Genomic DNA, 11,412 nt, shown 5'->3' with positions numbered 1-11,412 from the left:
GGCATCCTGCTGGCCCAGCAGCCGCTGCTGGAACGGGACATGATCGACAAGGACCTCAGCCAGCGGCCCAACGTCGCGCGCATATTGCACGAGCGCGACGGCAACTTTCGCGGCACCTCCAGTGTGGATGAGGAGCACCGCCTGTATACCTTCTCAACGGTGGGCGATTTACCGCTGATCGTCGTCGTAGGGCTGTCCACGAATGACATATTCGCCCCCTGGAAGCGCGCAGCACTGGTGATCAGCGGCGCCACCGGGATTTTGTGCATCGGCCTTTTGTGGCTGACCTGGATGCTCTGCATGGAACTGCGCAGGCGCCACCGTGCCGAACAGGTGCTGTCAGAACTGGCAGCCACCGACGCGCTCACCGGCCTGGCCAACCGCCGTACCCTGGACCAGCGACTGCGCCTGGAATGGGACCGCGCCCAGCGTTCGGCCGAGCCGTTGACGGTGCTGATGATTGACGTGGACCACTTCAAGGCGTTCAACGACCGACATGGCCATCAAGGTGGCGACGAGGCACTGCGCACGGTGGCGCAGGTGATCGAGGGCAATATCCGCCGCCCGGCCGACCTCGCTGCTCGCTATGGCGGGGAAGAATTTGCAGTGGTGCTGCCGCATACCGACAGCCAGGGTGCACGCGTGATTGCTGAACATATCCGCAGCAGTGTCGAACACCTGCCGCGAGTGAGCGGGGATACGGTGCCGATTACCGTCAGCATCGGCCTCAGTACCTGGACCAAAAACAGCCGCACCACGCTGGAGGAATTACTGCTCAACGCCGACCAGGCGCTGTATGAGGCCAAGCATACCGGGCGTAATCGCGTTGTTGATGCCGGCGCTTTAAAGCCGTGACGCGAAGCGTCACAGGAGGCGTTACCACGCAGAGCGTGGGAACGATCAAAAAAAAGGCCACCCGAAGGCAGCCTTTAAAAACAAAAGGAAAGAGAGTTGTTACTTACACCGCCGCGACGGGACGCATGTAAGAGATCGGTGCGGTGCTGGCATCTTCGAAGGTCACGACTTCCCAGGCATCTGTCTGTGCAATCAGCTTGCGCAGCAGTTGGTTGTTCAGGGCGTGGCCAGACTTGAAGCCTTTGAACTCGCCTATCAGGCTATTGCCCAGCAGGTAGAGGTCACCGATTGCATCGAGGATCTTGTGCTTCACGAATTCGTCTTCATAGCGAAGGCCGTCTTCGTTCAGTACACCATCCGCGTCGACCACAATGGCGTTTTCAACGCTGCCGCCGAGTGCGAGGTTGTGCTTGCGCAGGTACTCGATGTCACTCATGAAACCAAAGGTACGGGCGCGGCTGACTTCTTTTACGAACGAAGTGCTGGAAAAATCCACGCTTGCACTTTGGGTGCGGTCACGGAATACCGGGTGATCGAAATCGATCTCAAAGCTCACTTTAAAGCCTTCGAACGGGACGAAGGTGGCGCGCTTGTCGCCGTCTTCTACTGTCACTTCCCGCAGAATGCGAATGAACTTCTTGGCTGCGTCCTGTTCTTCCAGGCCGGCAGATTGAATCAAGAATACGAAGGGTCCGGCGCTGCCATCCATGATCGGGACTTCGGACGCGGAGAGCTCGACGTAGGCGTTATCGATGCCCAGTCCGGCCATGGCCGAGAGCAAGTGCTCCACCGTGTCCACTTTGACGTCACCGTTGACCAACGTGGTCGACATCGTGGTTTCGCCAACATTTTCCGCGCGAGCAGGTATCTGCACCACAGGGTCCAGGTCGGCACGAACAAACACGATGCCGGTGTCGACAGGTGCGGGCTTGAGGGTCAGGTATACCTTCTCCCCGGAGTGCAGACCTACACCTGTGGCACGGATAATATTCTTCAGGGTGCGTTGTTTAATCATGGCTTGGACCGCTTCAGCGCAAATTGCGAACTGGTATCAACAAAGGCTGGCGATAATAGCAGACCAGACCTTTGCTGAACACCAATCACCTTCATAGCCCTGATACATTCCATTAATCGGCCTGACGACGCAGGAAAGCCGGGATGTCCAGGTAGTCCAGGTCATCTTGCGGATTCGGGCTGCGGGATGCAGCAGCACCGGCCTGAGCCTGGTTGCGCATCACGGTCGGACGATCCAGGTCACGATAGTTCACAGACGGCAGTTCCTGGCGCGAAGGCGCTGGAGCGGCAGCTTGCTGGCTGGCGTGGCTGGTATGGACGGTGTTGTCGATGACCTTTACAGGCTTCTCGATTTTCGCACCCAGGCCGGTCGCAACAACGGTCACGTGCAGTTCGTCGCGCATGTCCGGATCGATAACGGTACCGACCTTGACCATGGCGTGCTCGGAAGCGAAGGCTTCGATGATGCTACCCACGTCGGAGTACTCACCCAGGGACAGGTCAGGACCGGCGGTGATGTTCACCAGGATGCCGCGTGCGCCTTGCAGGTTCACGTCTTCCAGCAATGGGTTGCGGATGGCCGCTTCGGTAGCTTCACGTGCACGGTTCGGACCGCTGGCGCAGCCAGTGCCCATCATCGCCATGCCCATTTCGCTCATCACGGTACGTACGTCGGCAAAGTCGACGTTGATCATGCCCGGACGCTTGATGATGTCGGAGATACCGCGAACGGCACCGGCCAGTACATCGTCAGCCTTGGCAAACGCAGACAGCAGGCTTGCGTCCTTGCCGAGGATGGTCAGCAGCTTCTCGTTGGGAATGGTGATCAACGAGTCGACGCTTTCGGACAGCAGACGGATGCCTTCATCGGCGATCTGCATGCGCTTGCGACCTTCGAACGGGAATGGACGGGTCACGACGGCAACCGTCAGGATCCCCATTTCCTTGGCCACTTCGGCAATGATCGGCGCAGCACCGGTACCGGTACCACCGCCCATGCCCGTGGTGATGAACACCATGTTGGTGCCTTGCAGCACTTCAGCGATGCGCTCGCGGTCTTCCAGGGCGGCTTGACGGCCGACTTCCGGATTCGCGCCGGCACCCAGGCCCTTGGTCACGGCTGTGCCCAATTGCAGGATGGTGCGTGCACCGATGCTCTTGAGGGCCTGGGCGTCAGTGTTGGCGCAGATGAATTCAACGCCTTCAATGTTGCTCTTGACCATGTGGTTGACAGCGTTGCCGCCGCCACCGCCGACGCCGATCACTTTGATGACCGGGCTTGCGGGGATGTTGTCTACGAGTTCGAACATTTTCCCTCTCCTTTCATTTCTCTAGTTTTTTCGCCTACTACTTGAAACGGTGTTGCGGTAAATCTTTAGAAATTGCCTTTCACCCAAGCCTGCAACCGCTCGAACAACGGCGCTTTCGCTTCGTCGTCGCTTCTGTAGCTGTCGCGGTTGCTCGGGCCCGACAGGGAAATGCCGTCGGTCTGCTTTTGCAGCCCGTACAACAGCAAGCCCACACCGGTGGAATAAATCGGGTTGCGCACTACGTCGCCCAGGCCTTTCACGCCATGGGGCACGCCCAGGCGGACCGGCATGTGGAAGATTTCCTCGGCCAGTTCGACCGCGCCTTCCATCTTCGAGGTGCCACCGGTCAGCACGATGCCGGCCGGGATCAAATCTTCGTAGCCGCTGCGACGCAGTTCAGCCTGGATCAGGGTGAACAGTTCGTCGTAGCGCGGCTCGACCACTTCGGCCAATGCCTGGCGCGACAGTTCGCGCGGTGGACGGTCGCCCACGCTTGGCACCTTGATGGTTTCACCGGCACCGGCCAGCTTGGCCAGGGCGCAGGCGTAACGGATCTTGATTTCTTCGGCGTACTGGGTCGGTGTGCGCAACGCCATGGCGATGTCGTTGGTCACCTGATCACCGGCAATCGGGATCACGGCGGTGTGACGAATCGCACCCTCGGTGAAGATCGCGATGTCCGTGGTGCCGCCGCCGATGTCCACCAGGCACACGCCCAGTTCTTTTTCGTCGTCGGTCAGTACCGAGTAAGCCGAAGCCAACTGCTCGAGAATGATGTCGTCGATTTCCAGGCCGCAGCGGCGCACGCATTTTTCAATGTTCTGTGCAGCGTTGACGGCGCAGGTCACTACGTGAACCTTGGCTTCCAGACGTACGCCCGACATGCCCAGGGGCTCGCGAACGCCTTCCTGGTTATCGATCACGTAGTCCTGCGGCAGGGTGTGCAGCACGCGCTGGTCAGCCGGGATCGCCACGGCTTGCGCTGCGTCGAGTACCCGCTCCAGGTCGGCCGAGCTGACTTCGCGGTCGCGAATCGCCACGATGCCGTGGGAATTCAGGCTGCGGATGTGGTTGCCGGCAACGCCGACAAATGCCGAGTGAATCCGGCAACCGGCCATCAGCTGCGCTTCTTCGATGGCGCGCTGGATCGATTGCACGGTGGATTCAATATTCACCACCACGCCCTTCTTCAGGCCCCGGGACGGATGCGTGCCGATTCCGACGATTTCCAGCGTGCCGTCGTCCGCGACCTCGCCTACCAGCGCCACCACCTTGGAGGTGCCGATATCCAGACCGACGATCATTTTGCCGCTTTGCACGTTTGCCATGGGTCCTGCCTCTTCTTAATTCTTCGCGACAGCAGGTTGCGCTGCCGTGGGCGCCGCAGGGGCCCGCCAGCCGACGGCAAGGCCGTTGGCGTAACGCAGGTCGATGCTCGCAATGTTCGTAATCTGTTCTTTCAAGGTCTTTTCATAGATGGCAATAAAACGGCGCATCTTTTCCACCAGGTTGCCGCGTCCCAGCAACAACTCGATGCCCGGGCCGGAACTGCCTGCACCCGTGGTCAAAAACCAGCTGCCCCGCTCGCGCAATTCCAGTCGCGCAATCGAGAAGCCCAACGGCCGCAGCATCTGGCTCAACGCCTGGTACTGCTGCATCACTTGCTGCTGCGCCCGCTGCGGCCCGAACAACTGCGGCAGGTGCTCGTAATTCGCCACTTCGCGAGGTGCAAACGCCTGGCCCTGGTTGTTCAACAGCGCACCATCACCCCAACGGGCCACGGGCAGTTGTTCTTCCAGGCGGATCGTCACTTGATCCGGCCACACGCGACGTACTTCGGCGTGGGCAATCCATGGCATCTGTTCCAGCTCGGAGCGCATGCCTGCCAGGTCGATGGTGAAGAAGCTCGACGCCACAAACGGGGCGATTCGCTGCTGCACGGCTTGCTGGCTGATGTAGCTCAAGTCACCCTGCACGCTGATCTTGGTGATCGGCCGGTCGGCATACGGCAGCAGGCGCTGGGCGCCTTCATACGTACCGAACCCCAGGGCCACCAGGATCACCGGCCAGAACAGCGCCTTGAGAAAACCAAAGTTGGCTTTCGGCATGCGCGCCGACATCGGCTCTTTAGCCACCATTCGGCTGGCACCACGCGGCACCGGCTTGCGGCCGGGAGCGGGTTGCTGATGACGAAGCGATGCGCCGTTCATGGTCTTAGCCTCGTGGCTCTATGCTTGCTGCCAGGATCGCCAGCACCAACTGCTGGAAATCCAGGCCGGCGGCACGAGCGGCCATGGGTACCAGGCTGTGGTCGGTCATCCCGGGTGCAGTGTTGACTTCCAGGAACCAGAAGTTCCCCTGGTCATCCTGCATCACGTCTGCCCGCGCCCAACCGGCGATACCCAGCGCCTCACAGGCTTTCGCCGTGAGGTCCATCAATTCCTGTTCCTTGGCTGCGTCGAGGCCGCACGGGATCCGGTACTGGGTATCGGAGGCCACATACTTGGCGTCGTAGTCGTAAAAGGTGTGGGGCGTGCCCAATGCGATGGGCGGCAATACCTGGCCACGCAGAGTAGCGATGGTGAACTCGGGACCTTGAATCCACTGTTCCACCAACACTTGCGAATCGTAGGTACTGGCCGCTTTCCATGCGTCAATCAATTCGGCGGCTGAGTTCACTTTAGCCATGCCGATACTGGAGCCTTCATGGGCTGGTTTGACGATCAAAGGCAGGCCCAGTTCCTTGGCTGCAGAAATACAATCGTCTTCGCTGCACAGCACGCTGTGACGCGGAGTCGGAATACCCAGGCTGTGCCACACCTGCTTGGTGCGCAACTTGTCCATGGCCAGGGCCGAAGCGAGGATGCCGCTGCCGGTATACGGAATGCCCAGGCACTCCAGCAGGCCCTGCATGCTGCCGTCTTCACCGCCACGGCCGTGAAGAATGATGAAGGCGCGGTCGATCTTCTCGGCCTGCAGGCGCGACAGGAAGTCATCACCCACGTCGATGCCGAACGCATTCACACCGGCACTTTGCAGCGCTTCCAGCACGGCATTGCCGGACTTCAGCGACACTTCACGCTCAGCGCTCTTGCCACCGAACAGCACCGCAACCCGGCCGAAGTCGGCAGGTTGAATGGTCGAGAACAGGGAGCCGTAGTCAGTGGTCATTTCGACTTCCCCTGTGCGGCGGCAAACAGCGGGCTTGCCAGCAATTTAGGGGCGAGGCCACCGATGTCACCGGCACCCTGGCACAGCAGGATGTCGCCGGCACGCAGCAGCGGCTTGACGATCGGCGCCAGGTCCACACCACGCTCGATGTAGATCGGGTCCAACTGGCCGCGTTGACGGATGCTGTTGCACAGCTTGCGGCTGTCGGCACCCGGGATCGGTTCTTCACCGGCCGGGTAGACTTCCATCAGCAGCAACACGTTGGCATCCGCCAGTACATTGACGAAATCGTCGTACAGGTCGCGGGTACGGCTGTAGCGGTGCGGCTGGTACACCATCACCAGGCGGCGTTCCGGCCAACCACCGCGTACGGCCTTGATCACCGCTGCGACTTCGGTCGGGTGGTGACCGTAGTCGTCCACCAGCATCACGTTGCCGCCGTCCACCGGCAGTTCGCCGTAGACCTGGAAGCGACGACCCACGCCGGCAAAACCCGACAGGCCTTCGACGATGGCTTCATCGCTGACGCCTTCGTCGGAGGCGATGCAGATGGTCGCCAGGGAGTTGAGTACGTTGTGGTTGCCCGGCATGTTCACCGAGACATCCAGCGGCTCGCGGTCAGGACGCAGCACGGTGAAGAAAGTCTGCATGCCTTGCTGGCGCACATTGATCGCGCGCACGTCACAGTCTTCGCTGAAGCCGTAGGTCACGGTCGGACGCTTCACCAGCGGCAGGATTTCGCGCACCACCGGATCGTCCAGGCACACCACGGCCAGACCGTAGAACGGCAGGTTGTGCAGGAACTCGACGAAGGTTTTCTTCAGTTTGTTGAAGTCACCGTCGTAGGTCGCCATGTGGTCGGCGTCGATGTTGGTCACCACGGCCACCAGCGGTTGCAGGTGCAGGAAGCTGGCGTCGCTTTCATCGGCTTCGGCGATCAGGTAACGGCTGGTCCCCAGTTGTGCATTGGTGCCGGCTGCATTCAGGCGGCCACCGATGACGAAAGTCGGGTCCAGGCCACCGGCGGCGAACACCGAGGCGATCAGGCTGGTGGTGGTGGTCTTGCCGTGGGTACCGGCGACGGCGATGCCGTGGCGGTAGCGCATCAGCTCAGCCAGCATTTCGGCACGCGGCACTACGGGAATGCGGCGTTCAAGGGCGGTGGCCACTTCCGGGTTGGAGGTGTTCACAGCGCTGGAGACCACCAGCACGTCGGCTTCGGCAGCGTTCTCGGCGCGGTGGCCGATAAAGATTTTTGCGCCAAACGATTCCAGGCGCTCGGTGACCGGCGACATTTTCAGGTCGGAGCCGGACACCTGGTAACCCAGGTTCAGCAACACTTCGGCGATCCCGCACATGCCCACGCCGCCGATACCGACGAAGTGGATGCGACGGATGCGGCGCATTTCCGGCTGTGGCATGGCTTTCTGATTCTCAACCATGGGCCACCTCCAGGCAGATATCGACCACGGTGCGGGTTGCGTCAGGTTTGGCCAGGCGGCTTGCGGTGCTCGCCATGCTGTTCAGTCGTTCCGGTTGCATCAAAACCTCGGTCAGGCGTGCGGCCAAATCGGCGGCGCCAGTCGTTCTTTGCGGCAGCAGGAAGGCAGCGCCCTCCCCAGCCAAATATTCGGCGTTGCGGGTCTGGTGATCGTCGATCGCGTGGGGCAAAGGCACCAGCAAGGACGGCAGACCGGCGGCAGCCAGTTCACTGACGGTCAACGCACCTGCGCGACAAACCACCAGGTCGGCCCAGCCATAGGCTTGGGCCATGTCTTTGATGAAGGGCTGCACATTCGCCTCCACACCCGCTTCGCGGTAGCGCGTGGCGGTCACTTCATCGTGGTTCTTGCCGGCCTGATGGAAGATCTCGGGGCGCAGCTCCACGGGGAGTTGCGACACCGCTTCAGGCAGCAATTTGTTCAACGGTTCGGCGCCCAGGCTTCCGCCCAGGATCAACAGGTGCGCCTTGCGACCGGCCAATGGCTGGCGGGCGATGTCCATGAACAGTTCGGTACGCACCGGGTTGCCGGTGGTACGCAACTTGTCCGCGGCACCAAAGGTCTTCGGAAACGCCTCGCATACCCGTGCAGCCAAGGGCACCAGCAGGCGGTTGGCAGTGCCGGCCACGGCATTCTGCTCGTGGACGATCACTGGCACGCCGGCGAGTCTTGCCGCAACACCGCCCGGGCCGGTCACGTAGCCACCAAAGCCCAGCACGCATACCGGCTTCACTTCGCGGATCACCTTGCGCGCTTGCCACACGGCCTTGAGCAACACGAACGGCGCCTTCAGCAGGGACAATTTGCCCTTGCCACGCAAGCCGGTGACGTTGATCAAATGCAGCGGCAAGCCGGCATTCGGTACCAGATCGTTTTCGATGCCGCGCGGCGTACCGAGCCAATGCACGGTGTAGCCACGATTCTGGAACTCACGGGCACAGGCCAGCGCCGGGAACACGTGGCCACCGGTGCCGCCTGCCATGATCAGCACGTTAGCGCCCATGGTTCGGCTCCTCGGCGAAGTCGCTTTCGCTGAACTCCATCTCTTCGCTGCCCAGGTGGGTCCGACTCTCCCACTCGATACGCAGCAACAACCCGAGACAGGCGCAGCAAATCACCAACGAGCTGCCGCCGTAGCTGAGGAACGGCAAGGTCAGGCCCTTGGTCGGCAGCAGGCCGACGTTCACCCCGATGTTGATCAGGAACTGGCCGATCCACAGGAACGACAAGCCGTACGCCACGTAGGCGGCGAAATATTGCTTGGCCTTTTCGGCCCACAAGCCGATGTACATGCCGCGAACACACACGAACACGAACAGCGCGACGGTGCACAGCGAACCGACCACACCCAGCTCTTCGGCGAGTACCGAGAACACGAAGTCGGTGTGGGCTTCCGGCAGGTAGAACTGCTTCTGCACGCTATTGCCCAGGCCCACGCCCAGCCACTCACCGCGACCGAAGGCGATCAACGCCTGGGTCAACTGGTAGCCGGAACCGAACTGATCGGACCACGGGTCGGTAAAGGTAATCAGACGGGCCATCCGGTAGGGTTGCGCCTGCACCAGAATGGTCACGGCGGCCACCGCCAGCACCACCATCAGGGTGAAGCGGAACAGGCCGACGCCGCCGAGGAACAGCATCGCCGCCGCCGCGCCCATCATTACAACGGTGGCACCGAAGTCCGGCTCCATCAGCAACAGGCCGGCCATGGGCAGCAGCACGATGAATGGCTTGAAGAAGCCCATCCAGCTTTCGCGTACTTCTTTCTGGCGCCGCACCAGGTAGCCGGCGAGGTAGATCACCACGAACACCTTGGCGATTTCCGAGGGCTGCACGTTGAACGCACCGAAGCCGATCCAGCGCATCGAACCGTTCACCTCACGCCCGATGCCGGGCAGGATCACCATCACCAACAGGCCGAAGGCGCCCACCAGCATCAGCCAACCCAGGCGCTGCCAGGTGGCGATCGGGATCATCATGGTGACGATACATGCGCCAAGGCCAATCACCAGGTACACCAGGTGACGGATCATCATGTACAGGGTGTTGCCCGATTGCACCGCAGCCACTTCCGAGGAGGCCGAGGTGATCATCACCAGGCCCAGGCCCAGCAGCGCGAGGCAACCGGCGAGCATCGGGAAGTCCAGGTCGATACCGCGCCCGGTAATGATCGGCGACGGGTACGGCTTGATGATGTTACGGAAATTGATACTCATGCCAAGGCCTCCACGGCGCGGGCGAACAGCTGGCCGCGCTCTTCGTAGTTCTTGAACATGTCGAAACTGGCGCAGGCAGGCGACAGCAGCACCACGTCGCCCGGCTGAGCCAAGACTTTGGATTGGGCGATGGCATCGTCCAGGGACTGCGCGCGCACCTGCGGTACGGCGTCGCCCAGGGCATCGGCGATCAGGCCGGAATCACGGCCCATCAACACCACGGCGCGGCAGTTGGCGGCGACCGGGCCTTTAAGGTCCTTGAAGTCGGCACCCTTGCCGTCGCCACCGGCAATCAGCACGACCTTGCCTTGAATGTCGGCACCCAAACCTTCGATGGCAGCGAGTGCCGCACCGACGTTGGTGGCCTTGGAATCGTTGTAATAGCCAACGCCATCCAGCTCGCGAACCCACTGGCAGCGATGCTCAAGGCCGGCAAAGCTGCGCAGGGCCGAGAGCATGGCGTCGAACGGCAAGCCGACGGCGTGACCGAGCGCCAGCGCCGCCAGGGCGTTGGCCTGGTTGTGGGCACCACGGATTTTCAGTTCGCGCACCGGCATCAGGTTCTGGAATTCGAAGGCCAGGTATTTCTCGCCGTTCTCTTCCCGAAGGCCGAAAGCCTTGAAGTCGGGTTTGTTCAGGCCGAAGGTCCAGCACGGCAGACCTTCGCCGATCAGCGGACGGCTCAGGGCATCCTGACGGTTCACCACCACTTGCCGCGCGCCACGGAAGATCCGGTGCTTGGCCAGGTGATACGCCGGCAGGCCGCTGTAGCGGTCCATGTGGTCCTCGCTGACGTTGAGCACGGTGGCCACTTCGGCGTTGAGCTGGTCGGTGGTTTCCAGCTGGAAACTCGACAGTTCCATCACGTACAGCTCGACGTCGTCGCTGAGCAGGTCCAGCGCCGGCGTACCGAGGTTGCCGCCCACGGCCACGCGCTTGCCGGCCGCAGCCGCCATCTCGCCCACCAGGGTGGTGACGGTGCTTTTGGCATTGGAACCGCTGATGGCCACGATCGGCGCCTTCGCGTTACGCGCGAACAGCTCGATATCGCCGGACAACTTCACGCCACGGGCCGCCGCCGCTTGCAGGGCCGGGGTCGCCAGGGCCAGGCCGGGGCTCACGTAGAGCTCATCGGCACGGCACAGAAACTCGACATCCAGCTCGCCACAACGCACTTCCACGTGCGGGTAGTCACGGCGCAGCGTGACCAGCTCCGGTGGATTTTCCCGCGTATCGGCCACGGCAAACGACGTGCCCCGGTTCGCCAGGAAGCGAACCAGGGACATGCCGCTCTTGCCGAGGCCGACAACGATGCGGAAGTGGTCTGAAGCGATCAGGGACACT

Annotated in this window: 10 protein-coding genes; 1 reads left to right on the top strand and 9 read right to left on the bottom strand. The window is 61.7% G+C overall.

Annotated features, from left to right (window positions below; translation table 11 throughout):
* The coding region (locus tag HX869_RS12470) for a diguanylate cyclase (RefSeq protein WP_178903142.1) at nucleotides 1–855 on the top strand (855 nt) is incomplete at its 5' end.
* A gap of 103 nt (nucleotides 856–958) precedes the next feature.
* Here HX869_RS12470 and lpxC read toward each other — a convergent pair.
* From lpxC to murD, 9 genes are all read right to left on the bottom strand, one after another.
* A complete protein-coding gene (gene lpxC / locus HX869_RS12465; protein WP_003216227.1) occupies nucleotides 959–1,870 on the bottom strand; it encodes a UDP-3-O-acyl-N-acetylglucosamine deacetylase in 912 nt (303 codons plus the stop codon).
* A 112-nt stretch (nucleotides 1,871–1,982) separates the two neighbouring features.
* Complete coding sequence (ftsZ, locus tag HX869_RS12460) at nucleotides 1,983–3,179, bottom strand: cell division protein FtsZ (RefSeq protein WP_003216225.1); 1,197 nt, start codon at nucleotides 3,177–3,179, stop codon at nucleotides 1,983–1,985.
* 65 nt (nucleotides 3,180–3,244) lie between these two features.
* Nucleotides 3,245–4,507 carry a cell division protein FtsA gene (gene ftsA, locus HX869_RS12455; RefSeq protein WP_003216224.1) on the bottom strand — a complete coding sequence of 421 codons (1,263 nt, stop codon included), beginning with the start codon at nucleotides 4,505–4,507 and terminating at the stop codon, nucleotides 3,245–3,247.
* Between the two features lie 15 nt (nucleotides 4,508–4,522).
* Nucleotides 4,523–5,389: a cell division protein FtsQ/DivIB gene (locus HX869_RS12450; protein WP_023659197.1), complete on the bottom strand. Its 867-nt coding sequence runs from the start codon at nucleotides 5,387–5,389 to the stop codon at nucleotides 4,523–4,525.
* Nucleotides 5,390–5,393: 4 nt separating this feature from the next.
* Complete coding sequence (locus tag HX869_RS12445; protein WP_003216220.1) at nucleotides 5,394–6,350, bottom strand: D-alanine--D-alanine ligase; 957 nt, start codon at nucleotides 6,348–6,350, stop codon at nucleotides 5,394–5,396.
* Nucleotides 6,347–7,792 carry a UDP-N-acetylmuramate--L-alanine ligase gene (gene murC / locus HX869_RS12440; RefSeq protein WP_003216219.1) on the bottom strand — a complete coding sequence of 482 codons (1,446 nt, stop codon included), beginning with the start codon at nucleotides 7,790–7,792 and terminating at the stop codon, nucleotides 6,347–6,349. Before murC ends, HX869_RS12445 begins: the two co-directional genes overlap by 4 nt.
* On the bottom strand, nucleotides 7,785–8,855 hold the full coding sequence (murG, locus tag HX869_RS12435; RefSeq protein WP_008434228.1) for an undecaprenyldiphospho-muramoylpentapeptide beta-N-acetylglucosaminyltransferase: 1,071 nt from the start codon (nucleotides 8,853–8,855) through the stop codon (nucleotides 7,785–7,787). The genes murC and murG overlap by 8 nt, the downstream gene beginning before the upstream one ends.
* Complete coding sequence (gene ftsW, locus HX869_RS12430) at nucleotides 8,845–10,068, bottom strand: putative lipid II flippase FtsW (protein ID WP_003216215.1); 1,224 nt, start codon at nucleotides 10,066–10,068, stop codon at nucleotides 8,845–8,847. Before ftsW ends, murG begins: the two co-directional genes overlap by 11 nt.
* Nucleotides 10,065–11,411, bottom strand: coding sequence for a UDP-N-acetylmuramoyl-L-alanine--D-glutamate ligase (murD, locus tag HX869_RS12425; RefSeq protein WP_178903141.1), 1,347 nt, complete (start codon nucleotides 11,409–11,411; stop codon nucleotides 10,065–10,067). Before murD ends, ftsW begins: the two co-directional genes overlap by 4 nt.
* Between the last annotated feature and the right edge of the window lies 1 nt (nucleotide 11,412).

It is taken from the genome of Pseudomonas sp. P7779, from assembly GCF_013386315.1.
Classification (GTDB): Bacteria; Pseudomonadota; Gammaproteobacteria; order Pseudomonadales; family Pseudomonadaceae; genus Aquipseudomonas.
This window is presented reverse-complemented; position numbering and strand designations above follow the sequence as displayed.